Below are 24820 nucleotides of genomic sequence, written 5' to 3'. Positions count from 1 at the left end.
TCCCGATGGCCGGGAGCCGTGTGCTCAGGACGGGAACAGTTCGCTCAGCTTCATCGCCAGCATCATGTCGCCTTCGGCGCGCAGTTTGCCGCCCATGAAGGCCTGCATGCCGTCGGTCGAACCGTCGACGATGCCTTCCAGGGTTTCGCCGTCCATCACCAGAGTAACCTGGGCGTCAGGGTTTTCGCCTTCTTTCAGCTCGCAGGTGCTGTCTTTTACGACCAGCGAGAAGTTTTTGGTGTCATCGATGCGAAAACCGAATACCAGGTCCAGGCCCGCAGCGGCGGCTGGGTTGAACTTGGCTTTCATTGCTTGTACGGCGTCAGCTACGGAGGTCATGGTTCGATCCTTTTATGGGTGATTACAACAAGGGTCACAGTTAGCCGGTACTCAGCGGAAGGTGATGAGTTCCGGGGCCTTCAGCAGTTGCAAATGTGCATGACTGTTGAAGGAAGCCAGGGTCACCTCGCGATCACGAAACTTGATCAGGTTGAGCGAGGTGTTGACGATTTGCCAATTCAGTTCAAAGGCCTGCGCGGCAGGCATTCGGGTAATCAGGTGGAGCAGGGCGGTGATAGTACCGCCGGAAGTAAACACGGCGATCTTCTGAGTGTTGTCCGCTTGTTCGAGGATGCGCTGCAAACCTGCCTGGACACGCCCGACAAAACCCAGCCAGCTTTCCAGCCCCGGAGTGTCATAGGCGCCGCTGAGCCAGCGTTCGATGATCAAGGCGAAGATCCGCTGGAACTCTGCACGGTTTTGCGTGGCATTGCGCAGGATATCCAGCGCTTCGGGTTCATCCGGCAGCAGGCCTGGAAGCAGGGCGCGGATGATGGCGTCGGCATCGAACTCGTTGAAGGCCGAGTCGATTTCAAGGGGCGGAACCGGCATGCCGACGGCCCTGAACTGTTCAAGCGCCGAGCTGGCGGTGTGCTGTTGCCGGCGCAAGTCGCCCGACAGACAGCGATCGAAGTTCAGGCCAAGTTCAGCCAGGTGGCTGCCGAGCACTTGCGCCTGGCGTATACCGGTCGGTGACAGCACGTCATAGTCGTCTGCACCGAATGAGGCCTGGCCATGTCGAATCAAGTAGATGCTGCCCACGTCCGCGTCGTCCCGGTGCGTTGTAAGTTTTGCGAGGTTATGAGGATGCCGGTGGGCTGTCAATGAAAAAACATACGCTTGTTTGAAATGTCCGTTGGAGGCCCGTTACAGCAGGTTTCACGGCTGGCCGTAAGGCGGGCGCATGGGTATGCTTGAGGTATCCCGCGCCCGATTGTTCAGCGGCGCACAGTATTAAGGAGTCCCTGTGGAGTTTCTTGCCGAGTACGCAAGTTTTTTGGCTAAAACCGTCACCTTGGTCATCGCTATTCTGGTGGTCCTGGCCAGTTTCGCGGCCCTGCGCAGCAAAGGCCGGCGCAAGGCTGGGGGCCAGTTGCATGTCAACAAACTCAACGATTTTTATAAAGAGCTGCGTGAGCGCCTCGAGCAGGCCTTGCTGAGCAAGGATCAACTCAAGGCCTTGCGCAAATCCCAAGGCAAGCTCGAGAAAAAGCAGAAGAAACAACCGGAGGCCAAGCCACGGGTATTCGTGCTGGATTTCGACGGCGATATCAGAGCCTCCGCCACTGAAAGCTTGCGCCACGAAATCACCGCGCTGTTGGCCCTCGCCACGCCCAAGGATGAAGTGGTGCTGCGCCTTGAGAGTGGTGGCGGCATGGTCCACAGCTACGGTCTGGCTTCTTCGCAACTGGCGCGAATCCGTCAGGCTGGCGTGCCGCTGACCATCTGCATCGACAAGGTCGCAGCCAGCGGCGGCTACATGATGGCCTGCATCGGCGAGAAGATCATCAGCGCGCCGTTCGCCATCCTCGGTTCGATCGGTGTGGTGGCCCAGTTGCCCAACGTCAATCGCCTGCTGAAAAAGCACGATATCGACTTTGAGGTACTGACCGCCGGTGAGTACAAGCGCACCCTGACTGTGTTTGGCGAAAACACCGAGAAGGGCCGGGAGAAATTCCAGGAAGAACTGGACATCACCCATCAACTGTTCAAGAACTTCGTCTCGCGCTACCGCCCGCAACTGGCCATCGACGAAGTGGCGACTGGCGAAGTCTGGCTGGGTGTTGCAGCACTGGACAAACAACTGGTTGACGAACTGAAGACCAGCGACGAATACCTCTCCGAACGCGCCAAGGGCGCCGAGCTGTACCACCTGCACTACGCCGAGCGCAAAAGCCTGCAAGAGCGCGTGGGGCTGGCGGCGAGCGGTTCGATCGATCGTGTGTTGTTGAGCTGGTGGAGTCGTTTGACGCAGCAGCGGTTCTGGTAAGTCGTTTTGCTGCTTCCCCTGTAGGATTGGACTAATCTGGCAGACACAAAAAAGCCCTGAAACCTGGATGTCCGGTTTCAGGGCTTTTTGTTTTTGCCTGTCGTTTAGCGTCGACGGAACAGCGGCAGCGGTTCGTCGGTGGCGGCCTGATAGGTCACCGAGAAGTCCTTGAGGCTTTCCAGGGCTTCGTACGGGTCTTTGTCTGCGCGCAAGGCGTAGGCATCGAAGCCGCAACGGTGCAGGTAGAACAGCTGGTCACGCAGCACGTCGCCGATGGCCCGCAGTTCACCCTTGTAGCCAAAACGATCACGCAGCAGGCGAGCGTTGGAGTAGTTGCGGCCGTCGGTGAAGGCCGGAAAGTTCAGGGCAATCACCTGGAAGTCTGCGATGTCGTCGCCGATTTCCTCGGCTTCTTCATCCGCGTCCAGCCAGACACCCAGACCGCCGTCACGGGCCTTGAGGGCGTGAGCGTGGTCACGCCACAGCGCCAGCGGGACGATCAGGTCGTCGCAGTTGGAAATGCCGTCGAGGGTCGCGTCCTTGGGCAGCAAGTGCCAGGTTTCGTCGACGACCTCGTTGTTCTTAATTATTCGTTGCATAGACGCGCTCCTTGAAGAGGTCAATGCCGATACGTTGGTAAGTGTCGATGAAGCGCTCGTCTGGAGTACGTTGTTCGACGTACACGTCGATCAACTTCTCGATCACGTCAGGCATTGCATCCTGGGCGAAGGATGGGCCGAGGATCTTGCCCAGGCTGGCATCGCGGCTGGCGCTGCCACCGAGGGAGACCTGGTAGAACTCTTCGCCTTTCTTGTCCACCCCGAGAATGCCGATATGGCCGACGTGGTGGTGACCGCAGGCGTTCATGCAGCCGGAAATGTTCAGGTCCAGCTCACCAATATCGAACAGGTAGTCCAGATCGTCGAAACGACGCTGGATCGATTCGGCGATAGGGATCGACTTGGCGTTGGCCAGGGAGCAGAAGTCACCGCCCGGGCAGCAGATGATGTCGGTCAACAGGCCGATGTTCGGCGTGGCGAAACCGTGCTCGCGCAACTCGCCCCACATGGCAAACAACTGGCTCTGTTCGACGTCGGCGAGAATGATGTTCTGCTCGTGGGAGGTGCGCAGTTGACCGAAGCTGTAGCGGTCGGCCAGATCTGCAATCGCGTCCAGCTGCTTGTCCGTCACATCGCCAGGGGCAACGCCGGTCGGTTTCAGCGACAGGGTCACGGCAACATAACCCGGCTTTTTGTGCGCCAGGGTGTTGCGGGTACGCCAGCGGGCGAAACCTGGATGCTGTTTGTCGAGTTCGGCCAGCTCTTCGGTCTGGTCGACCAGGACTTTGTAGTCCGGGTCGACGAAGTGCTTGGCGACACGATGCACTTCGGCGTCGGTCAACGTGGTTTGGCCGCCGCGAAGGTGGGTCATTTCCGCGTCGACTTTTTCGGCGAACACTTCAGGTGTCAGTGCCTTGACCAGAATCTTGATCCGGGCCTTGTACTTGTTGTCACGACGGCCGTAGCGGTTGTAAACACGCAAAATGGCGTCGAGGTAGCTCAACAGGTCTTGCCACGGCAGGAACTCATTGATGAAGGCGCCGACCACCGGCGTCCGGCCCAGACCGCCACCCACCAGCACCCGGAAGCCCAGCTCGCCAGCGGCGTTGTGCACCGGCTCAAGGCCGATATCATGGACTTCAATGGCCGCGCGGTCCGAGGTCGAACCGTTGATGGCAATCTTGAACTTGCGCGGCAGGTAGGCGAATTCAGGGTGGAACGTCGTCCACTGGCGAACGATCTCGCACCATGGGCGCGGATCGATCAATTCATCGGCAGCGACACCGGCGAACTGGTCGGTGGTGACGTTGCGCAGGCAGTTACCGCTGGTTTGAATGGCGTGCATCTGCACGGTTGCCAATTCAGCCAGGATATCCGGGATGTCTTCCAGCGCCGGCCAGTTGAACTGCACGTTCTGCCGGGTGCTGATGTGGGCATAGCCCTTGTCATAGTCGCGAGCGATCCTGGCCATCATTCGCGCCTGGCGCGAAGTCAGTTGGCCATAGGGCACGGCAACCCGCAGCATCGGGGCAAAGCGTTGGATATAAAGACCATTTTGCAGGCGCAGGGGGCGGAATTCTTCTTCGCTCAGCTCGCCTGCCAGATAGCGTCGGGTCTGATCACGGAACTGCTTGACGCGGTCCTCGATGATCCGCTGATCGTACTCGTCATATACGTACATAGGTGTCCTGTTCTCAGGCTGCAAATCTGCGCGCACGGCCGCGCACTCCCAACGGAGCCGAGGCACGATACCAGTTTGCAGTTATGCGCAAAAGTGATGTTTGAGTATATGCAAAGAACCAAAACGACTAATGAGATTGAGTATTGTCTTACCCCCATTTGTGGTGCGGGCAATACTGGACTTAACTGTGCTCGAGTCTTTATGCAATCACCGATAAAACCGACAAGAGGCGATGCAATGAGCAACCCAACCAAAGCAAGGAAAAGCGACAGCAGTGTCGACGCGTGGGCGATTTTTTTTCTGATCATCCTGGTGGTATCGACCGCAGTGTTCTGGGTCAGCCATCAATAAGCGACCTGTCCGGGCCCTGAACCGACGATTGTCGGACAAAAACGGCAATGAAGCGCAGTTTGCCAGCATTTTGCCAGCTATAATGCGCGGCTAATTCCCGGGGCTCGGATGACCATGTTGAAGTTCCTCTGTGGTGTGTTGCTGGCGCTTGGCACGGTTTTCGGGCCTGCTGCGCAGGCGGAGTCAGTGTTGTTCCTGAATCCGGGAATCAGCACGGAAACGTTCTGGGTCAGCTATTCGCAATTCATGCAGGCTGCGGCCAAGGATCTTGGCATGGACCTGCAAATTCTCTATGCCGAGCGAGTACCCGAGACCAATCTCAAGCAGGCTCGTGAAGCCCTTCAAGGGCCCAATCGTCCGGATTATCTGGTGTTCGTCAACGAGCAATATGTCGCTCCGGAAATCCTGCGCCTGTCCCAGAGTAGCGGCGTGAAGCTGTTTATCGTCAATAGTGGCCTGACGCCCGACCAGCTTAAGCTGTTGGGTGAGCACGGCAGCAAGTATCCCGACTGGATTGGCAGCATGGTGACCAATGATGATGACGCCGGTTACCTGATGCTCAAGGAGTTGATCCGTCAGCACGGCCCCGTGGCGTCAGGCCAGACCATCGATCTGTTGGCGTTCTCCGGGATAAAAATCACCCCGGCTGCACAGTTGCGTGAGCAGGGCCTGCGGCGGGCCCTGGCTGAGCATCCTGAAGTGCGATTGCGTCAGTTGGTGTATGGCGAGTGGAGTCGTGAGCGAGCCTATGAACAGGCCAGGCAACTGCTCAAGCGCTATCCGCAGACTGCATTGATATGGTCGGCGAACGACCAAATGGCCATGGGGGCGATGAAGGCGTTGGAGGAGGTGGGAGGCCTGCCTGGGAAAGATGTGTTGTTCAGCGCGGTCAACAGTTCGCCAGAGGTGTTGCAGGCGCGTGTCGATGGTCGTCTGAGTGCACTGGTCGCCGGGCATTTCACCCTCGGCGGCTGGGCCATGGTGCTGTTGCATGACCACGCCCAGGGGATCGATATCGCCCGCCACGGTGGTCGGACCCGACAAGTACCTTTGCTGCAGCTGATCGACCGGCAGCAGGCGCAGCGTTTATTGGGACTCAAGCAAACCGGGGATTACAAAGTCGACTTTCGCGCACTCTCGGCACAAGGCAAGCCGTCCTCATACCGCTATCCGTTCAGCCTGCAACTATTGATGCGCTGACCAGCGCTTCAAACACCCGCCAAATGCAAGACCAGTTTCACGATACCGAACAGCGTCAGCGCGAAGACCGCCGTGAACAGGATACCCAGTATCACGAAGTGACTGGGTTTGCCGTGAGTGAAATCCCGGGCGCGATTCTTCCCGCTTTGCACGCCGAACGCAGCGGCCATCACACTTTGCAGCATCTGCCAGAAGGTCGGTGGCTTGTTCTTGGCTGGATCGTCCATAAAAATCCCTCGACACGGGTTGCGTGAAGAGAGCATAGACGTCCAGGGATGGTGTGGCGAGAGAGCTTGCTCCCTCGCCACAGGGTGTGGTCAGTTGTCGTAACCCAGGTTAGGCGCCAACCAGCGCTCACTCACACTCAAGTCCTGACCCTTGCGCGCGCTGTAGCTTTGCACCTGGTCCTTGTCGATCTTGCCCACGGCAAAGTACTGCGCTTGCGGGTGGGCGAAGTACCAGCCGCTGACGGCGGCGGCCGGGAACATCGCGTAGTGTTCGGTGAGGAACACGCCGCTGCGGCCGGCTTTGAGTTCGCTCGCAGCAGGATCCAGCAGCTTGAACAAGGTGCCTTTCTCGGTGTGATCCGGGCACGCCGGGTAGCCGGGGGCAGGGCGGATGCCGGTGTATTGCTCTTTGATCAGCGCTTCGTTGTCGAGCTGTTCGTCCTTGGCATAACCCCAGTAGTCTTTGCGCACCTGCTGGTGCAGCCACTCGGCACAGGCTTCGGCCAGACGGTCGGCCAGGGCCTTGACCATGATCGAGTTGTAGTCGTCGCCGGCGTCCTGATAGGCCTTGGCCACTTCTTCGGCACCGATCCCGGCGGTGGTGATAAAACCGCCGACATAGTCGGTGATGCCGCTGTCTTTCGGTGCGACGAAGTCGGCCAGCGAGAAGTTCGGCTTACCGTCGGTCTTGATGGTCTGCTGGCGCAGATGATGCAGCTTGGCCAATGGTTGGCCGTCGTCGCCGTAGACTTCCAGGTCATCGTCCTGCACCTGATTGGCCGGCCAGAAGCCGAACACCGCGCGGGCGCTGATGAGTTTTTCGTCGATCAGCTTGGCGAGCATTTCCTGAGCATCGGCAAATAACGAGGTGGCCGCCTCGCCCACGACTTCATCGGTGAGGATGCGCGGGTACTTGCCGGCCAGATCCCAGGAGATGAAGAACGGCGTCCAGTCGATGTACTCGGCCAGCACCTTGAGGTCGATGTTGTCCAGGACCTTGGCGCCGGTGAAGGTCGGCTTGACCGGCTGGTAGCTGCTCCAGTCGAACTGCGGTTTCTTGGCGATCGCCACCGGGTAGCTCAAGCGTTCGGTACGGGCGCTGCGGTTGGCAGTGCGCTCGCGGACTTCGATGTATTCCAGGCGGGTCTTTTCGACGAAGCCGGGTTTCAATTCTTTGGACAGCAACTGGGTCGCCACGCCCACGGCGCGTGAGGCGTCGGTGACGTAGACCACCGCGTCGTTGCTGTACTTGGGCTCGATCTTCACCGCGGTGTGGGCTTTGGAGGTGGTCGCACCGCCGATCATCAGCGGCAGATAGAAATCCTGGCGCTGCATTTCGCGGGCGACGTGGACCATTTCGTCCAGCGACGGGGTGATCAGGCCGGAGAGACCGATGATGTCGCACTTCTGTTCTTTGGCCACCTGGAGGATTTTCTCTGCCGGCACCATCACGCCGAGGTCGACGATGTCGTAGCCGTTACAGCCCAACACCACACCGACGATGTTCTTACCGATGTCGTGCACGTCACCCTTGACCGTGGCCATGAGGATCTTGCCCTTGGCTTCCGGTTTGTCGCCTTTTTCCAGCTCGATGAACGGGATCAAGTGGGCCACGGCCTGCTTCATGACACGGGCGGATTTCACCACCTGTGGCAGGAACATTTTACCGGAGCCGAACAGATCACCGACGATGTTCATGCCGGACATCAGCGGGCCCTCGATCACTTCGATCGGGCGGGCGAACGACAGCCGGGATTCTTCGGTGTCTTCGACAATGTGCGTAGTAATGCCTTTGACCAGCGCATGCTCCAGACGCTTGTTGACGTCCCAGCTGCGCCACTCGCCCGTTTCGGCTTCCTTGACGCTGCCGTCGCCCTTGTACTTGTCGGCGATGGCCAGCAAGGCGTCGGTGCCTTCCGGCGTGCGGTTGAGCACCACGTCCTCGACGGCGTCGCGCAGCTCGGCCGGGATCTGGTCGTAGATCTCCAATTGGCCGGCGTTGACGATGCCCATGCTCAGGCCGTTGCGGATCGCATACAGCAGGAACACCGAGTGGATCGCTTCACGCACCGGGTTGTTGCCACGGAACGAGAACGACACGTTGGACACGCCACCGCTCGTCAGCGCGTAGGGCAGGTGGTCACGGATATAGGCGCAGGCGTTGATGAAGTCGACGGCGTAGTTGTTGTGCTCTTCGATGCCGGTGGCGATGGCGAAGATGTTCGGGTCGAAGATGATGTCTTCCGGCGGGAAGCCCACCTCGTTGACCAGGATGTCATAGGAGCGTTTGCAGATTTCCTTTTTGCGCGCTTCGGTGTCGGCCTGACCGGCTTCGTCGAAAGCCATCACCACCACTGCAGCGCCGTAGCGCTTGCACAGTTTGGCGTGATGAATGAACTGTTCGACACCTTCCTTCATGCTGATGGAGTTGACGATGCCTTTGCCCTGGATGCACTTGAGGCCAGCTTCGATGACTTCCCACTTGGAGGAGTCGATCATGATCGGCACGCGGGAGATGTCCGGCTCACCGGCGATCAGATTGAGGAAGGTCACCATGGCCTTCTTCGAATCGAGCATGCCCTCGTCCATGTTGATATCGATCACCTGCGCGCCGGCCTCGACCTGCTGCAGGGCGACTTCCAGCGCTTCGGTGTAGTTGTCTTCACGGATCAGGCGGGCGAAACGCGCGGAACCGGTGATGTTGGTCCGCTCGCCGACGTTGACGAACAACGACTCGCGATTGATGGTGAACGGCTCCAGGCCCGACAGGCGGCAGGCCTTCGCGATCTCCGGAATCGGCCGCGGTGCGTAGCTGGCCACCGCTTTGGCGATCGCCTCGATGTGCGCGGGGGTAGTGCCGCAGCAGCCGCCGACGATGTTCAGGAAGCCACTTTGGGCGAACTCTTCGATGACTTTGGCAGTGTCTGCCGGCAGTTCGTCGTATTCACCGAATTCGTTCGGCAGGCCGGCGTTCGGGTGCGCTGAAACGTAGGTGTTGGCCTTGTCCGACAGTTCTTCCAGGTACGGCCGCAGTTCACGGGCGCCAAGGGCGCAGTTCAGACCGACAGAGATCGGCTTGGCGTGGCTGATGGAGTTCCAGAAGGCTTCGGTAGTCTGACCGGACAGGGTACGGCCGGAGGCGTCGGTGATGGTGCCGGAAATCATGATCGGCAGTTCGACGCCCAATTCTTCATACACACCTTGCACGGCGAAGATCGCTGCCTTGGCGTTCAAGGTATCGAAGATGGTTTCGATCAGGATCAGGTCGGCACCGCCTTCGATCAGGCCTTTGGTGGCTTCGGTGTAGTTTTCCACCAGCTCATCGAAGGTCACGTTGCGGTAGCCCGGATTGTTCACATCCGGTGACAGCGAGCAGGTGCGGCTGGTCGGGCCGAGCACGCCAGCGACGAAGCGCGGCTTGTCCGGGGTTTCCAGGGTCTTGGCGTCGGCCACCTTGCGCGCCAGGCGCGCACCTTCTACGTTTAGCTCGTAGACCAGTGCTTCCATGCCGTAATCGGCCTGGGACACTTGGGTGGCGTTAAAGGTGTTGGTTTCGAGAATGTCGGCGCCAGCATCCAGATACGCCTTCTCGATCGCCCCGATCACGTCCGGGCGGCTAAGAATCAACAGGTCGTTGTTGCCTTTGACGTCGCTCGGCCAGTCAGCGAAGCGTTTGCCACGGTAGTCCTGTTCCTCGAGCTTGTAGCTCTGGATCATCGTGCCCATGCCGCCATCGAGAATCAGGATGCGCTCTTTGAGGGCTTGATGGAGAGCTTGAAGGCGAGCGCTGCGATCGGACATAGGACTACCTGGAAAGGCCAATACAAAGAAGGGCGATGATAGCAAACCTGTGTGCTTTTAGAGCATGACAGGCTTTTGCATGAATATCGCTCATGTTGGTGGCCGGGTTAGACCGGTAGAATCGCGACGTTTTTCTATCGCCGGAACCAGGGACATGTCTTATCGCGTTGTCATCGGCAGTATTTTGCTGCTGTTAAGTCTCGCCGCCACAGCGCAAGGTCCGGCGCCAGCGATTTCCTATACCCGTGATATTCAACCGATCTTTACCGATAAGTGCGTGGCCTGCCATGCCTGCTATGACTCCGCCTGTCAGCTCAATCTGGGCAGTGGGGAGGGCGCGGCACGGGGCGCTACGAAAATGCCGGTCTATAACGGCCAGCGCAGTCAAGCCTCAAGGCCGACGCGGCTGTTCTACGACGCCTTTGGCAAGGCGGCCTGGCAGCGTGAGGATTTCTATTCAGTGCTCGATGCTCAGGGCAGCCAGGCGGCGCTGATGGCGCGAATGCTTGAACTGGGCCACAAAACGCCACTTCGGCCCAACGCGAAGTTGCCCGAGGAGATCGTTTTGGGCCTCGAGCGCGAGAACATGTGCCCAATGCCGGGCGAGTTTGACAGCTATGCCGGTGCACATCCCAAAGAGGGCATGCCGCTGGCGGTGACGGGCCTGACCGATCAGCAGTACCAGACCCTGCAACGCTGGTTGGCGTCAGGGGCACCGATCGATGATCAAGGCCTGGCGCCCAGTGCCCAGGAGGCGTTGCAGATTGTTCAGTGGGAAAGCCTGCTCAATGCCCCGGGCGCTCGGGAAAGCCTGGTCGCTCGATGGCTGTTTGAGCATTTGTTCCTGGCACACATCTATTTCAAGGGCGGTGAGCCGGGGCATTTCTTCCAATGGGTGCGTTCGCGTACGCCGCCGGGGAAGCCGATCGACCTGATCGCCACCCGTCGTCCAAATGACGACCCCGGTACTCAGATCTATTACCGCTTGTGGCCGGTGCAGGGTGTGATCGTGCACAAGACCCACATCACTTTTGGCCTGGGCCCGGCAAAAATGGCGCGGGTCAAAACCCTGTTCTACAGCGGTAACTGGTACGTCAATGCGTTGCCCGGTTACGGGCCGGAGCGGCGGGCCAATCCGTTCGAAACGTTCGAGGCGATTCCGGCGCAAGCGCGTTATCAGTTCATGCTCGATAATGCCGAATACTTTGTGCGGACCTTTATCCGTGGTCCGGTCTGCCGAGGGCAGATTGCTACTGACGTGATTCGCGACAACTTCTGGGCGTTGTTCCAGGCGCCGGAACATGACCTGTACATCACCAACCGCAACTACCGCACTAAGGCAACGCCGTTGCTGGCGATGCCGGGACAAAATGATGATGTCGGCAGTGTCTTGACCCTGTGGCACAACTATCGCGACAAGCGCAACGAATATGAAGCCTTGCGCCGGGACACCTACGCCGATGCGCCAGCACCAAGCTGGTCGACTCTGTGGGCCGGCAACGACAACGCCTTGCTAAGCATTTTCCGCCACTTCGACAGCGCCTCGGTGAACAAAGGCTTGATCGGTGACGTACCGCAAACGATGTGGCTGTTCGACTATCCGTTGCTGGAACGCACGTATTATCAGTTGGCGGTCAATTTCGATGTATTCGGAAACGTTTCCCACCAGGCCCAGACCCGTCTGTATTTCGACCTGATCCGCAACGGCGCCGAGCAGAACTTCCTGCGCCTGATGCCGGCCGATTCCCGGAACGATTATCTCGACGATTGGTACCAGAGCAGCGGCAAGTTCAAGATGTGGCTGGACTATGAAAGCATCGACAACGACAAACGCACCGCACTGAAGCTGGATGAAAAGGACCCGAAGCGCGATTTCGCCAACCAACTGCTGGCGCGCTACGGTGACTTGAACGCCAGGCCTGACCCGATCAATCGCTGTGACGGCGCGTATTGCTCACGGCCGAATATCGATCCGGCCCTGCAAGACGCCGAACAGGCCTTGAGTCGCCTGGTCTCGCGCCCGGCTGCGGGGCTTCGGGTCATCGATCAGTTGCCAGAGGCCACGATGCTGCGCATCGAGACCAAAAGCGGCAAGCGTGAGGTCTACAGCCTGCTGCGCAACCGCGCCCACAGTAACGTGGCGTTCCTGCTCGGCGAGGCGCTGCGTTATCAACCCGGATTGGATACGTTGACGATTTATCCAGGCGTACTCAGCAGCTATCCGAACTTCATCTTCAACATCCCGGCCGAGCAGGTTCCCGAGTTTGTTGCGCGAATGGAGAGCGCCAAGGATGCTGATCACTTCGAGAAAATCGTTGATCGCTGGGGGATTCGTCGCAGCCATCCACAGTTCTGGCAGTACTTCCATGACCTGACCGAGTACATTCGCGCAACCGAGCCGGTGGAAGCGGGCGTGCTGGACATGAACCGCTACGAGAACCTGTAATCGATGGTGAGGATGGCCAGTTCTTTCCCGACAAAAATACTAGGACTTTGTCCGGCGCGATGATTGGCGTAAACTGCGTCCAAGCCTGCGAGGAGTTTCCATGACCGCTATTACCATTACCGATGCTGCCCACGATTATCTGGCTGATCTGCTTTCCAAGCAGAACACCCCGGGAATCGGCATCCGAGTCTTTATTACCCAGCCTGGCACCCAATACGCCGAAACCTGTATTGCCTATTGCAAGCCGGGCGAAGAAAAACCGGAAGATACCGCGCTGGGGCTCAAAAGCTTCACCGCTTATATCGATTCCTTCAGCGAAGCCTTCCTGGACGATGCCGTGGTTGATTACGCCACCGATCGTATGGGCGGCCAACTGACCATCAAGGCGCCAAACGCCAAAGTTCCGATGGTCAACGCTGACAGCCCGGTGAACGAGCGCATCAACTATTACCTGCAAACCGAAATCAACCCGGGGCTGGCCAGCCACGGCGGTCAGGTCAGCCTGATCGATGTGGTTGAAGACGGTATCGCCGTGCTGAAATTCGGCGGTGGTTGCCAGGGCTGCGGCCAGGCTGATGTCACCTTGAAGGAAGGCATCGAGCGCACACTGCTTGAGCGTATTCCGGAGCTTAAAGGTGTACGCGACGTCACCGACCATACGCAGAAAGAAAACGCCTACTACTAAGGTGTTCGCTGCAAACAGAAAAAACGGCGCCCCGTGAGCGCCGTTTTTTTATGCCTGGGATTTGAGGTGGTCATTACATAGCCCTCGTATTGATCGTTCCCATGCTCCGCGTGGGAATGCAGCCCGGGACGCTCCGCGTCCCAGGAGCTGACGCAGAGCGTCCGTTGAGGTGTTCCCACGCGCGAGCGTGGGGACGATCATGTTCAGGGTCTGTACAAATGCGCATGCCCGGCACGATACAGCGACGATTCACTGAAATTGTCGCTGGCCAGCACCCGACCCACCAGGATGAGCGCGGTACGACGAAATCCCTTTGCCTGAACCTTTTCAGTAATATCAGCCAATGTGCCCACCACCCAATCCTGATCCGGCCAGGTGGCGCGATGAATCACTGCAATCGGGCAGTCCAGGCCATAGTGCGGGACCAGTTCGGCGATGATTTTCTCCAGATGATTGACCCCCAGATGAATCGCCATGGTCGCTCCATGCTGTGCCAGGCTGCCGAGTTCTTCCCCGGCCGGCATCGCCGTTTTGTCGGCATAGCGGGTCAGAATCACGCTCTGGGACACGTCCGGTAGCGTCAGCTCCGCGCCCAGCAGGGCCGCGCAGGCTGCGGTTGCCGTTACGCCAGGGATGATTTCAAAGGGAATATTCAACTCGCGCAAATAGCGAATCTGCTCGCCAATTGCGCCGTACAGGCTCGGATCGCCGGAATGCACCCGGGCCACGTCCTGACCTTTGCCATGGGCGGTCTTGATCAATTCAATGATCTGCTCCAGGTGCAATTCTGCGCTGTTGATCACCTGTTCGGCCTGGTGGCCTTCCAGCACGGCAGCGGGCACCAGCGAGCCGGCATAGATGATGACCGGGCAACTGCGGATCAGCCGCTGGCCTTTGACGGTGATCAGTTCCGGGTCGCCGGGACCTGCGCCGATAAAGTAGACGGTCATGGCTGTTTCCTGTGCAAAGTCGTGTCGGCAATGCTTCAGATGAAGATTGCTCATGATCAAGGGCGGGGATTATCGGGGATTTTACGGCGCAGATGCCAATGCAAAGGTGGCCTGGGCGTATTTCTGTCGCGAGATCAGCAGTTTGGCCGGGCTTTGCGTCAGATGCTCGGCCAGTGCCAGCGCAGCGCTTTCGGCCACGCCATAGCAACCGGTGCGTTCAAAGGCGATCTCTGAGCGATGACTCAATTGTGGCTCATAGGCAGCGAGCTGTGCACTGCTGAAGAATGTCAGCGGCAATGCCAATTGCGCAGCCAGCTCAAGCAGGCCAGGCTCCTCTCGTTTCAGGTCGATACTGGCCAGGGCCTGGATCGCTTGCAGATCGATGTGGTGAGCCTGCAACGCCTGATCGAGCAACGCCTGTAGCGTGGCGGCGGGGCAGCCACGCTGGCAGCCCAGGCCGACCACCAGGGTCGGCGCTGTGCTGATGTCAGTCATGCGCGGTATTGGCCTTCGCTTTTGCGACGGAACAACCAGGCGCTGATCAGGCCCAGGGCCAGCCAGAACGCGGCGTTGGTCAATTGCGAAGCGATTTTGAATTGTGCTTCGAGCGCTTCCGGCGCCAGGCTGGAATGCACCTGCGGTTGCGGCGCGCCAATGATGTGCGGTACCGCCAGAATTGCCACGCCGAGAATCTTCAATAGCCAGTGTTTGCCAAACACGATCAGCGCAATGCCGACAGCGGTGGACGCCGCGGTCCCGGCCCACCAGGTCTGCCGTTGCAGCAGGTCAGCGGCGGCAGTGCCGGGCAGCTCCGGCGGCAGGCCCATGGTCGGTGCCAGGCAGAAGGTCGCGTAACCGGCCAGGCCCCAGAGCAAACCTTCGGACGTGCGACCCGGAGCGCGCAGGGTATAGAGACCCGCAAGCATCAGGGCGAAACCGACGGCCACCACCAGATTGCCACCGGTGGTCGAGAGCACGCGCTGCCAGCCGTCCTCCGGCTCCCAGGCTTCGGCATCGTGGGTATGACCGGCCATGGCGCCTTCAGCGTGTTCGTGAACTTCGGCGGCCGGGGCCTTTTCATAGGTTTCCGCCTGGAGAATCAGCGGCGCGACCCAGAAGCTTTGCAGCAAGGTCAGCAACAAGGCCGCGAGCAGCCCTGTGAAACCTGCGGTTTGCGCAATACGCTTGATCATGTCAGCAGGTCTCAATGGCACGGAAAAGCGGAGCTGTGACGGGTGTCGTGGGCGGCGTTGTGCACCGCTTCGATATGCGAGAAACCGGCGAAATACACCAGGCACGCGCCCAGAATCGATGCGCCGATGGCGGCAATCAGACGTTGGCTCAGGGTGGACGTGGTGCTGGCGGTGCCTGCGTGGCGGGTGCTGCTGATGATCGACATGGCGCTTCCCTCTGATGTGTCAGCGGGTGAATCGAGCGCATGAAAACCCCTGCGAGACAGGCTCGCAGCGGTTCAAACAGCGCCCGCCCACCGCGGGTTTGTTATTTCAGTATTGCGGGCCGGTCTCCGGGCTCACGAGGGGTTTGGGCCAGCGCCTTCACCTGCAAAAGTCACCTTCCCATGCCGGACTGCTGGCACAGTGGATCTGACTCTTCGCTCGCTTACCGTTGCGGGGGCAGCACCGGACTGATCAAGGCTTTGAGTAAAGCACATGACTCACCGGTTTCCCGTTTCACCCTGTGAAGGGCACCCGTAACAAGTTGCGTAGGAGAGCATGGGCGGGGGATGAGAGTCAATTGGCAAGGTTTCTCACCTGGTAACTGTGGTGCTTTCATCGCGGGCAAGCCTCGCTCCTACAGGTGTAGCGGCGCTCTTGTAGGAGCGAGGCTTGCCCGCGAAGGCGCCAGATCAGGCAACGATGTATTTCGCCGGACATTGACCCGCCCCCAAGCGATGCGTAGCCTTGCGCTTTCGAGGTTCTTCGGCACTCTCGCCGAAGCTAAGAAGGGAACGCGGTCAATGCCGCGGCTGCCCCCGCAACTGTGAACGGTTCCGTTTCTGCCATGCCACTGCACCCTCTATCCATAGAGCGAGCGGGAAGGCGCAGAAATCGCCAGTCGAAAGACCGGCAGGCCGTCAGCCAGGAGACCTGCCTCGTACCAGATTCTCACTACAACCGGGCGGGGTGATCCGGTGGCGAAATCTTCCGCGCCCATCGGTGTGGTTGTCGTCCCGTATGCCCGCCACCTTGCCAAAGGGCATCCGATGAAAACACTGGCCAAACTTCCCGTCACCATCGTCACCGGCTTCCTCGGCTCGGGCAAAACCACCTTGCTGCGGCATATGCTTGATAACGCCCAGGGCCGCCGCATCGCGGTGATCGTCAACGAATTTGGCGAGCTGGGCATCGACGGCGAAATTCTCAAGCAATGTTCCATCGGTTGCACTGAAGAAGAGGCCAGCGGCCGGGTCTATGAACTGGCCAACGGTTGCCTGTGCTGCACCGTCCAGGAAGAGTTCTTCCCGGTGATGCGCGAGCTGGTTGCCCGTCGCACCGACCTGGATCACATCCTCATCGAAACCTCTGGCCTGGCGCTGCCCAAACCGCTGGTGCAAGCCTTCCAGTGGCCGGAAATCCGCAGTGCCTGCACTGTCGATGCAGTGATCACGGTGGTCGACAGCCCGGCCGTGGCCGCCGGCACCTTCGCTGCGTTCCCGGATCAAGTCGACGCCCAGCGCAAGCTTGACCCGAACCTGGACCACGAATCACCGCTGCACGAACTGTTCGCCGACCAGCTGGCCAGCGCCGACCTGGTGATCCTCAACAAAGCCGACCTGATCAGCCCTGAAAACCTGGCCAAAGTGCGCCTGGAAGTCGCCGAAGAACTGCCGCCAGCAGTAAAAATCATCGAAGCCAGCAGCGGTCGCTTGCCTCTGGAGGTTTTGATTGGTCTGGGCGCCGGTTCCGAAGAGCATATCGACAGCCGTCACAGCCACCACGACCATCACCACGACGGTGATGCCGATAGTGAAGGGCATGATGACCATGACCACGACGCCTTCGATTCCATTTCCATCGAACTGCCCCAGGCCGACGAAAGCCTGCTGCTGGATGCCCTGACCCAGCTGGTGGTTCAGCACGGCATTCTGCGGGTCAAAGGCTTCGCGGCGGTTGCGAACAAGCCGATGCGCTTGCTGATCCAGGGCGTGGGCACGCGCTTCGACAGACATTTCGACCGTGCCTGGCGCGCCGATGAGCCGCGTGCAACACGCCTGGTGCTGATTGGCCAGGAACTGGATGCCGCTCTGATCGAAGCGCAATTGCGCGCCGCACTCGGCGCCTGAGCCATGCACCTGCTCAGGACCCAGCCCGGCGGTTTCGTGTCGGATGACAACATTGCCGACCTTGGACAAACCCCCGCCGAGCTGGTGATCCTGTGCAGCGGCGATTCCAGCCTGGCGCTGCTCGCCGAAGCCGCGCAGCAATTACCAGACGACTATCCGAGCCTGCGTCTGGCCAATCCGATGCAGGTACAAAACCACGCCTCGGTCGATCTGTATGTCGACGAAGTCTTGCGTCACGCCAAAGTCATTCTGATCTCGCTGCACGGCGGGATCGGCTATTGGCGTTACGGCATCGAGCGTCTGGTGCAGCTGGCCGAAAAGGGCGTGCAACTGGTTCTGGTGCCCGGCGACGATCGTCCCGACCCGGAACTGAGCGACCTGAGCACGGTGGTCGCCGAAGACCGCGATCGGCTTTGGCACTTCCTGCGTCAAGGTGGTTTGGGCAACGCGCTGGACCTGTATCGCTGCCTGGCCAGTCGCTGGCTGGATCGCGATTACCCATGGGCCGAACCACAAATCCTGCCGCGTACGGCGATTTACCATCCGCGCAAAAGCAGCGCCACGCTCAGCGATTGGCAAGCCGACTGGCACGCTGATCAACCCGTGGCGGCGGTGTTGTTCTATCGCTCGCACCTGCAGGCGGCGAACACCGCTTTTATCGATGTTTTCTGCCAGCGCTTGCAGGCGGCGGGGCTTAACCCGTTGCCGATTGCGCTGGCCAGTTTGAAAGAGCCTGGCTGCCTGGCGATGGTCGAGGATTGGCTGGACGAGGTCGAGGCTGGGGTGATTCTGAACACCACCGGTTTTGCCCAGTCCAGTCCTGAAGCACCGCATCTGCGGCCTTTCCGGCGTAATATCCCGGTGATCCAGGCGATCTGCGCCCAGGACAACGAGCCCGGCTGGCGCGCCAGCGAGCAGGGCCTCGGGCCGCGAGACCTGGCCATGCATATCGCTTTGCCGGAGCTGGACGGGCGCATCATCAGTCGGCCCATCAGCTTCAAGGACCTGGCCTGGCGCAGCGAGCGCAGTCAGTCCGATGTGGTCTGCTACCGACCTGCGCCTGCGCGTATGGATTTTGTCGCAGAACTGGCGCGGCGCTGGATTGATCTGGCGCGGGTACCGAACGGCGAAAAGCGTATCGCGCTGATTCTCGCCAACTACCCGACCCGCGATGGTCGGATCGGCAACGGCGTGGGCCTCGACACCCCGGCCGCTGCGCTGAATATCCTGCGGGCGCTGCACGCTGAGGGCTATCCGCTGCCGGCGCAACTGCCTGAAAGTGGCACAGCGCTGATTCAGCAATTGCTTGGCGGGGTCAGCAATGATCTGGAGAGCATCGACCAGCGGCCATGCCAGCAAAGCCTGGCACTGGACGACTATTTTTCGATGTTCAACGCCTTGCCCGAAGCCAATCGCAACGCGGTGCTTGAGCGCTGGGGCGCGCCTGAAAGCGATCCGATGTTTCGCGGCGGGCGGATGATGATTGCAGGTTTGCGTATTGGCCTGACTTTCGTTGGCATTCAACCGGCGCGGGGCTATCAGGTCGACCCGAGCGCGGTCTATCACGACCCGGACCTGGTGCCGCCTCATGGCTATCTGGCGTTCTATTTCTGGTTGCGACAAACCTACGGCACCCATGGGGTAATCCACGTCGGCAAGCACGGCAACCTCGAGTGGTTGCCGGGCAAGGGCGTCGGTCTTTCGGAAAACTGCTGGCCGGATGCGCTGCTGGGGCCATTGCCGAACATCTATCCGTTTATCGTCAATGACCCGGGTGAGGGCGCCCAGGCCAAGCGTCGCACCCAGGCGGTAATCATCGATCACCTGATGCCGCCGTTGACCCGCGCTGAAACCTACGGCCCGCTGCGCGATCTCGAGTTGCTGGCCGACGAGTATTACGAAGCGCAGTTGCTTGATCCGCGCCGAGCCCGGGAGTTGCAGCGCGACATTCTGAAACTGGTGCGCGAAACCCGGATCGACCGCGAACTGCAACTGGACGAAAAGCTCGACAGCGACGCTGACGCGGCGATCTGGCTGCCGCGTCTGGACACCTATTTGTGCGACTTGAAGGAGTCGCAGATCCGCGATGGCTTGCATGTGTTCGGCGAGTCGCCAACCGGCCGCTTGCGCATCGATACCCTGTTGGCGTTACTGCGTATTCCCCGTGGCGATGGACGCGGTGCGCAGTCGAGTTTGCTGCGAGCCTTGGCCAAGGCCTTCGAACTGGGTTTCGATCCGCTGGACTGTGTGTTGGCTGATCCCTGGACCGGACCGCGACCGGTTGAACTGCAAACGCTGAGCAATGAGCTTTGGCGCACCACCGGCGATAGCCGTGAGCGCCTCGAGCTGTTTGCCGCGCAGTTGATCGAGCGGGTGTTAAGCGCTGATGTCGACACGTTGAACGAACCGGGCTGGGCCGAGGTGAAGGCAATTATCGAAAGCCTGCGCGAAGTCGTTGCGCCGCGTCTGGACGCCTGTGGCCCGGCAGAAATGCGCGGTCTGCTGGATGCCCTGAGCGGGCGTTTCGTTCCGGCGGGCCCCAGCGGTGCGCCGAGCCGCGGGCGGCTGGATGTATTGCCCACGGGGCGTAACTTTTTCTCGGTGGACGTGCGTAACCTGCCGACCACCACTGCCTGGCGTATCGGCTTTCAGTCGGCGAACCTGATTCTTGAGCGGCATTTGCAGGATCACGGCGACCACCTGCGTCAGCTTGGGCTTTCGGTCTGGGGCACGGCGACCATGCGTACCGGCGGTGACGATATCGCCCAAGCCATGGCGTTGATGGGTGTGCGTCCGGTGTGGGCCACTGGCAGTCAGCGGGTCGACGATTTCGAAATCCTGCCTCTGAGCCTGCTGGACCGGCCGCGGGTTGATGTCACCTTGCGGGTTTCCGGATTCTTCCGCGACGCCTTCGCCAACCTGATCCGTTTGTTCGATGCGGCGGTGCAGGCCGTTGCCGCGCTGGAGGAGCCGGATGACATGAATCCGCTGGCGGCCAAGGTCCGCAGTGAGCGTGAGGCGCTGTTGCAGTCCGGGCTGGATGAGGACGCCGCAACGCGTCAGGCCGGCTGGCGAATATTCGGCGCCAAACCCGGCGCCTATGGCGCGGGCGTACAGGGCGCCATCGACGGTCGCTTGTGGCAAAGCCGCGAAGACCTGGCTGAGGTCTATCTGAATTGGGGCGGCTACGCCTATGGCGGTTCCGATGAAGGCACCGCGGCGCGCGAGCAATTCGCTCAGCGTTTGAGTCAGGTTCAGGCAGTGCTGCAAAACCAGGACAACCGCGAGCATGACTTGCTCGATTCCAATGACTATTACCAATTTCAGGGCGGCATGCTCGCCGCCGTGGAAAGCCTCGGCGGTGAGCCGGTCGCAAGCTACCATGGCGACCATAGCCAGCCCGATCTGCCGAAGATCCGCACCTTGAAGGAAGAGCTGAACCGGGTGATCCGTTCCCGGGCGGCGAACCCGAAGTGGATCGAAGGGGTCAAGCGTCACGGCTATAAAGGGGCTTTCGAACTGGCGGCGACCGTGGATAATCTGTTCGCGTTCGACGCCACCACGCAGTTGATCGACGATCATCAGTACGCCTTGCTGGCCGATGCCTATTTGCTCGATCCCGCGACCCGTGATTTTGTCCGGCAGCACAACCCGCATGCCCTGCGCGACATGACCGAACGCATGCTCGAAGCCCAGCAGCGCGGAATGTGGAGCGACCCGGGTGAGTATCGTGAGGCGCTGGAGAACTTGCTGCTGGATATAGAAGAAGACACCTGACCTGGAGTGAGCACCGACTGTTCCCACGCTCTGCGTGGGAATGCAGCCCGTGACGCTCTGCGTCACATCAAGCGCCGAACGCGGAGCGTCCGTTGAGGCATTCCCACGCAGAGCGTGGGAACGATCACACAGACGACACATGACCCGACCCAACCGAGACCCGAACATGAGTGACACCCCACATTTTCCACTCTGCGCCGTGGTCGGTGCTGATGCCTTGAAGCTGGCGCTGTGCTTGACGGCTATCGATCCGAAGATTGGCGGCGTACTGATCGAAGGCCCGCGTGGCATGGCCAAGTCGACCCTGGCCCGTGGTCTGGCGGACCTGTTGGCCAGCGGGCAATTTGTCACCTTGCCGTTGGGTGCCACTGAAGAGCGCCTGGTGGGTACGCTGGATCTGGACGCCGCCCTTGGCGAAGGCCGGGCGCAGTTTTCTCCCGGCGTGCTGGCCAAGGCCGACGGCGGGGTGTTGTATGTCGATGAAGTGAATCTGTTGCCCGACCATCTGGTGGACTTGCTGCTGGACGTGGCCGCCAGCGGCATCAACCTGATTGAGCGTGACGGGATTTCCCATCGGCATTCGGCGCGGTTCGTGCTGATTGGCACCATGAACCCGGAAGAAGGCGAATTGCGCCCGCAGTTGCTCGACCGTTTTGGCTTGAACGTCGCCTTGAGCGGGCAGACGCCGCCGACTGAGCGCGGCCAGATCATCCGTCGTCGGCTGGACTTCGACAGCGACCCGCAGGCGTTTTGTGCGCAGTGGGAAAGCCAGCAGCATGCGCTGCGCGAACGCTGCCAGCAGGCGCGCTCGGCCTTGGCCAGCATTCCCCTCGATGATCAGGCCTTGGCACACATTACCGAACGCTGCTTTGCCGCCGGTGTCGATGGGCTGCGTGCCGATCTGGTCTGGCTGCGCGCGGCTCGCGCGCATGCCGCGTGGCGAGGCGTGCAGGCGATTACCGAAGAAGATATCGACGCGGTGGCCGAGTTTGCCTTGCGCCATCGTCGCCGCGAGCATTCGCCGCCTGCGCCAAGCCAGGCCAGCGCGCCACAGTCTCAATCTGCACAGAATCCCAACCCGACCGAAGGCCAGGGCCAATGGGGCGAAATGCCTGCACCTGCGTTGCCGGTCGGCGCTCGACGAGAAGTCCCGAGCTGGCCAAAAAAGCCCTAGGCATTCGCCCTCGATCTGATGCGGGGGCGGATGCCAGGCCCCGTGCGGGACGGCTGGACAATGGCAGGCAGGGCAAGAGTCGTGCGGCGCGCAACGGTTCAATCAATTGGCCAGGCACCTTGCTCAATGGCCGTCCGAACCAGCGTGAGGATTTGCTTTACCGTCTGCGCAGCCGTTCGCCCCATGAGCTGTGGCTGGTGATCGTCGACGCCTCGGCCTCGACTCGCCGTCATCAGGCCCTGAGCGACGCCAAAGGATTGTTGGCGCAGCTGTTCGATGACGCTTACCGGCAACGGGCGCGCCTGGCGTTGCTGACTGCCAGTGGCCACTCGCCGAAATGGCAGGTGCAAGGCCTGAAAGCTTCGAGCGGTCTGCGAGGCTGGCTTGATGCGTTGGGGGCGGGTGGTGGCACGCCGTTGCTGGCGGCTCTGGAGCAAGCGAGCGAGTGGCTGGCACTCCGGCAAAAGCGCTTTGCGGCGGAGCAGCAGCGGCTGTTGTTGTTGACTGACGGCCGCTTGAAGAACTGGCCGGCGCTGCCGTTGCTCAATTGTTCAGGATTGTTGGTGGACATCGAGAGAGGTCCGATTCGGCTTGGGCGGGCCAGGGAGCTGGCGACGCAGTTGCAGGCGGATTATCGGCATATTGATGATTTGCTGCCGGGTTGAAACCTCCATGCCCTGAAACACAAAAGCCCCGTCACAAGGACGGGGCTTTTGCTTAAAGCGGCAAACTAAATCAGAACACCACGCCCTGGCTGCGCAGGTAGTCGTCGTAGGTGCCGCTGAAGTCGATCACACCGCTCGGGCTCAGCTCGATGATGCGGGTCGCCAGGGACGATACGAACTCACGGTCGTGGCTGACGAAGATCAGCGTGCCCGGGTAGTTTTCCAGCGCCAGGTTCAGCGCTTCGATGGATTCCATGTCCAGGTGGTTGGTCGGTTCGTCCATCACCAGTACGTTCGGCTTCTGCAGGATCAGCTTGCCGAACAGCATGCGGCCTTGCTCACCACCGGAAATCACCTTGACCGACTTGAGGATCTCGTCGTTGGAAAACAGCATGCGGCCCAGGGTGCCACGTACCAGCTGCTCGCCGCCTTGAGTCCAGCGACCCATCCAGTCGAACAGGCTGGATTCGTCTTCGAAGTCCGAAGCGTGGTCCTGTGCGTAGTAGCCGATTTCCGCGGCGTCGGTCCATTTCACGCTACCGGCATCCGGGCTCAGGTCGTTGACCAGGGTACGCAGCAGGGTGGTTTTACCGATCCCGTTCGGGCCGATGATCGCCACGCGCTCGCCGGCCTCAACGGTGAAGCTGAAGTCCTTGAACAGTGTCTTGCCATCAAAGCCTTTGGCCATACGCTCGACGATGACCGCCTGGCGATGGAGCTTCTTGGTCTGCTCGAAACGAATGAACGGGCTGACCCGGCTCGACGGCTTGACTTCGGCCAGCTGGATCTTGTCGATCTGCTTGGCGCGGGAAGTGGCCTGCTTGGCTTTCGAGGCGTTGGCCGAGAAGCGGCTGACGAACGATTGCAGTTCCGAGATCTGCGCCTTCTTCTTGGCGTTGTCCGAGAGCAGTTGCTCGCGGGACTGGGTGGCCACGGTCATGTACTCGTCATAGTTGCCCGGGAACAGGCGCAGCTCACCGTAATCCAGGTCAGCCATGTGGGTGCAGACACTGTTAAGGAAGTGTCTATCGTGGGAAATGATGATCATGAGGCTGTTACGCTGGGTCAGAACGTTTTCCAGCCAGCGGATGGTGTTGATGTCCAGGTGGTTGGTCGGTTCGTCGAGCAACAGCACTTCAGGGTCGGAGAACAGAGCCTGAGCCAGCAACACCCGCAGTTTCCAGCCCGGCGATACTTCGCTCATCGGGCCATTGTGCTGCTCGATGCCAATGCCCAGGCCCAACAGCAGCTCACCGGCACGGGATTCAGCGGTGTAGCCGTCCATCTCGGCGAACTCGGTTTCCAGCTCGGCCACGGCCATGCCGTCTTCTTCGGTCATTTCCGGCAGCGAGTAGATGCGATCGCGCTCGGCCTTGACCTTCCACAACTCTTCGTGACCCATGATCACGGTATCGATCACGGTAAATTCTTCGTAGGCGAACTGGTCCTGGCGCAGCTTACCCAGACGTACGTTCGGCTCCAGCATCACCTGGCCACCGGAAGACTCCAGGTCGCCACCGAGGATTTTCATGAAGGTCGATTTGCCGCAACCGTTGGCGCCGATCAGGCCGTAACGGTTACCGGCGCCAAATTTGACCGAAACGTTCTCGAATAACGGCTTGGCGCCGAACTGCATCGTGATGTTAGCTGTGGAGATCAATTACCTTACC

At 60.2% G+C, this 24820-nt stretch carries 19 protein-coding genes and 2 riboswitches; of the genes, 8 read left to right on the top strand and 11 right to left on the bottom strand.

Annotated features, from left to right (window positions below):
* Positions 1-24: 24 nt before the first annotated feature.
* Complete coding sequence (locus AC07UI_RS15445; protein WP_494993293.1) at positions 25-339, bottom strand: SCP2 sterol-binding domain-containing protein; 315 nt, start codon at positions 337-339, stop codon at positions 25-27.
* A 51-nt stretch (positions 340-390) separates the two neighbouring features.
* Entirely contained in the window at positions 391-1101 is a 711-nt protein-coding gene (locus AC07UI_RS15440) for a histidine phosphatase family protein (protein WP_494993292.1), read from the bottom strand.
* A 205-nt stretch (positions 1102-1306) separates the two neighbouring features.
* Between AC07UI_RS15440 and sohB the strand changes: the two genes are divergently transcribed.
* A complete protein-coding gene (sohB, locus tag AC07UI_RS15435; protein ID WP_494993291.1) occupies positions 1307-2329 on the top strand; it encodes a protease SohB in 1023 nt (340 codons plus the stop codon).
* A gap of 104 nt (positions 2330-2433) precedes the next feature.
* On the opposite strand, the gene AC07UI_RS15430 is transcribed toward sohB, so the two are convergent.
* Together AC07UI_RS15430 and AC07UI_RS15425 are read right to left on the bottom strand one after the other, a co-directional pair.
* Positions 2434-2928: a DUF934 domain-containing protein gene (locus AC07UI_RS15430; protein WP_494993290.1), complete on the bottom strand. Its 495-nt coding sequence runs from the start codon at positions 2926-2928 to the stop codon at positions 2434-2436.
* Entirely contained in the window at positions 2912-4570 is a 1659-nt protein-coding gene (locus tag AC07UI_RS15425) for a nitrite/sulfite reductase (RefSeq protein ID WP_494993289.1), read from the bottom strand. The genes AC07UI_RS15430 and AC07UI_RS15425 overlap by 17 nt, the downstream gene beginning before the upstream one ends.
* A 465-nt stretch (positions 4571-5035) precedes the next feature.
* Between AC07UI_RS15425 and AC07UI_RS15420 the strand changes: the two genes are divergently transcribed.
* A complete protein-coding gene (locus AC07UI_RS15420) occupies positions 5036-6121 on the top strand; it encodes an ABC transporter substrate-binding protein (RefSeq protein WP_494993372.1) in 1086 nt (361 codons plus the stop codon).
* A gap of 8 nt (positions 6122-6129) precedes the next feature.
* Here AC07UI_RS15420 and AC07UI_RS15415 read toward each other — a convergent pair whose 3' ends face one another.
* Complete coding sequence (locus AC07UI_RS15415; protein ID WP_494993288.1) at positions 6130-6348, bottom strand: DUF2970 domain-containing protein; 219 nt, start codon at positions 6346-6348, stop codon at positions 6130-6132.
* Between the two features lie 90 nt (positions 6349-6438).
* On the bottom strand, positions 6439-10149 hold the full coding sequence (gene metH / locus AC07UI_RS15410) for a methionine synthase (RefSeq protein WP_494993287.1): 3711 nt from the start codon (positions 10147-10149) through the stop codon (positions 6439-6441).
* A gap of 154 nt (positions 10150-10303) precedes the next feature.
* Here metH and AC07UI_RS15405 point away from each other — a divergent pair, with 154 nt between their 5' ends.
* The gene (locus AC07UI_RS15405; RefSeq protein WP_494993286.1) at positions 10304-12595 is read left to right on the top strand and encodes a fatty acid cis/trans isomerase; all 2292 of its coding nucleotides are present in this window, start codon (positions 10304-10306) and stop codon (positions 12593-12595) included.
* A gap of 100 nt (positions 12596-12695) precedes the next feature.
* Entirely contained in the window at positions 12696-13280 is a 585-nt protein-coding gene (nfuA, locus tag AC07UI_RS15400; protein WP_007946504.1) for a Fe-S biogenesis protein NfuA, read from the top strand.
* A gap of 203 nt (positions 13281-13483) precedes the next feature.
* Here the strand turns inward: nfuA and cobM are convergent, their stop codons facing one another.
* The 4 genes from cobM to AC07UI_RS15380 form a co-directional block, all read right to left on the bottom strand.
* Positions 13484-14230 (bottom strand): precorrin-4 C(11)-methyltransferase, encoded by a 747-nt coding sequence (gene cobM, locus AC07UI_RS15395; protein ID WP_494993285.1) that lies wholly within the window; start codon positions 14228-14230, stop codon positions 13484-13486.
* A gap of 81 nt (positions 14231-14311) precedes the next feature.
* The gene (locus AC07UI_RS15390) at positions 14312-14725 is read right to left on the bottom strand and encodes a cobalamin biosynthesis protein (RefSeq protein ID WP_494993284.1); all 414 of its coding nucleotides are present in this window, start codon (positions 14723-14725) and stop codon (positions 14312-14314) included.
* Entirely contained in the window at positions 14722-15423 is a 702-nt protein-coding gene (locus AC07UI_RS15385; protein ID WP_494993283.1) for a CbtA family protein, read from the bottom strand. The genes AC07UI_RS15390 and AC07UI_RS15385 overlap by 4 nt, the downstream gene beginning before the upstream one ends.
* 11 nt (positions 15424-15434) lie before the next feature.
* On the bottom strand, positions 15435-15629 hold the full coding sequence (locus tag AC07UI_RS15380) for a CbtB domain-containing protein (RefSeq protein ID WP_494993282.1): 195 nt from the start codon (positions 15627-15629) through the stop codon (positions 15435-15437).
* Positions 15630-15729: 100 nt separating this feature from the next.
* A riboswitch (cobalamin riboswitch) is annotated at positions 15730-15958 on the bottom strand.
* Between the two features lie 188 nt (positions 15959-16146).
* Positions 16147-16360: riboswitch (cobalamin riboswitch) on the top strand.
* 94 nt (positions 16361-16454) lie between these two features.
* Between AC07UI_RS15380 and cobW the strand changes: the two genes are divergently transcribed.
* From cobW to AC07UI_RS15360, 4 genes are all read left to right on the top strand, one after another.
* Positions 16455-17534: a cobalamin biosynthesis protein CobW gene (gene cobW / locus AC07UI_RS15375; RefSeq protein WP_494993371.1), complete on the top strand. Its 1080-nt coding sequence runs from the start codon at positions 16455-16457 to the stop codon at positions 17532-17534.
* Positions 17535-17537: 3 nt separating this feature from the next.
* A complete protein-coding gene (cobN, locus tag AC07UI_RS15370) occupies positions 17538-21311 on the top strand; it encodes a cobaltochelatase subunit CobN (protein WP_494993281.1) in 3774 nt (1257 codons plus the stop codon).
* A 166-nt stretch (positions 21312-21477) separates the two neighbouring features.
* Entirely contained in the window at positions 21478-22485 is a 1008-nt protein-coding gene (locus AC07UI_RS15365; protein WP_494993280.1) for a magnesium chelatase ATPase subunit I, read from the top strand.
* Positions 22410-23150, top strand: a complete 741-nt coding sequence (locus AC07UI_RS15360; RefSeq protein WP_494993279.1) for a vWA domain-containing protein — start codon at positions 22410-22412, stop codon at positions 23148-23150. The genes AC07UI_RS15365 and AC07UI_RS15360 overlap by 76 nt, the downstream gene beginning before the upstream one ends.
* 70 nt (positions 23151-23220) lie before the next feature.
* Here the strand turns inward: AC07UI_RS15360 and AC07UI_RS15355 are convergent, their stop codons facing one another.
* A complete protein-coding gene (locus tag AC07UI_RS15355) occupies positions 23221-24810 on the bottom strand; it encodes an ABC-F family ATPase (protein WP_494993278.1) in 1590 nt (529 codons plus the stop codon).
* Positions 24811-24820: the final 10 nt, after the last annotated feature.

Source organism: Pseudomonas sp. GW821-FHT04C07 (assembly GCF_059420325.1).
The sequence above is the reverse complement of the archived record's forward strand: the minus strand, read 5'-3'. Positions and strand labels throughout refer to the sequence as shown.

Excerpts from the sequence above, each read along its gene's own strand:
- AC07UI_RS15380 (WP_494993282.1), bottom strand. The coding sequence starts at position 15,629 with ATGTCGATCATCAGCAGCACCCGCCACGCAGGCACCGCCAGCACCACG.
- cobM (WP_494993285.1), bottom strand. The coding sequence starts at position 14,230 with ATGACCGTCTACTTTATCGGCGCAGGTCCCGGCGACCCGGAACTGATC.
- AC07UI_RS15390 (WP_494993284.1), bottom strand. The coding sequence starts at position 14,725 with ATGACTGACATCAGCACAGCGCCGACCCTGGTGGTCGGCCTGGGCTGC.
- AC07UI_RS15405 (WP_494993286.1), top strand. The coding sequence starts at position 10,304 with ATGTCTTATCGCGTTGTCATCGGCAGTATTTTGCTGCTGTTAAGTCTC.
- cobN (WP_494993281.1), top strand. The coding sequence starts at position 17,538 with ATGCACCTGCTCAGGACCCAGCCCGGCGGTTTCGTGTCGGATGACAAC.
- AC07UI_RS15385 (WP_494993283.1), bottom strand. The coding sequence starts at position 15,423 with ATGATCAAGCGTATTGCGCAAACCGCAGGTTTCACAGGGCTGCTCGCG.
- AC07UI_RS15445 (WP_494993293.1), bottom strand. The coding sequence starts at position 339 with ATGACCTCCGTAGCTGACGCCGTACAAGCAATGAAAGCCAAGTTCAAC.
- AC07UI_RS15415 (WP_494993288.1), bottom strand. The coding sequence starts at position 6,348 with ATGGACGATCCAGCCAAGAACAAGCCACCGACCTTCTGGCAGATGCTG.
- AC07UI_RS15430 (WP_494993290.1), bottom strand. The coding sequence starts at position 2,928 with ATGCAACGAATAATTAAGAACAACGAGGTCGTCGACGAAACCTGGCAC.
- cobW (WP_494993371.1), top strand. The coding sequence starts at position 16,455 with ATGAAAACACTGGCCAAACTTCCCGTCACCATCGTCACCGGCTTCCTC.
- AC07UI_RS15420 (WP_494993372.1), top strand. The coding sequence starts at position 5,036 with ATGTTGAAGTTCCTCTGTGGTGTGTTGCTGGCGCTTGGCACGGTTTTC.
- AC07UI_RS15365 (WP_494993280.1), top strand. The coding sequence starts at position 21,478 with ATGAGTGACACCCCACATTTTCCACTCTGCGCCGTGGTCGGTGCTGAT.
- nfuA (WP_007946504.1), top strand. The coding sequence starts at position 12,696 with ATGACCGCTATTACCATTACCGATGCTGCCCACGATTATCTGGCTGAT.
- AC07UI_RS15425 (WP_494993289.1), bottom strand. The coding sequence starts at position 4,570 with ATGTACGTATATGACGAGTACGATCAGCGGATCATCGAGGACCGCGTC.
- metH (WP_494993287.1), bottom strand. The coding sequence starts at position 10,149 with ATGTCCGATCGCAGCGCTCGCCTTCAAGCTCTCCATCAAGCCCTCAAA.
- AC07UI_RS15360 (WP_494993279.1), top strand. The coding sequence starts at position 22,410 with ATGGGGCGAAATGCCTGCACCTGCGTTGCCGGTCGGCGCTCGACGAGA.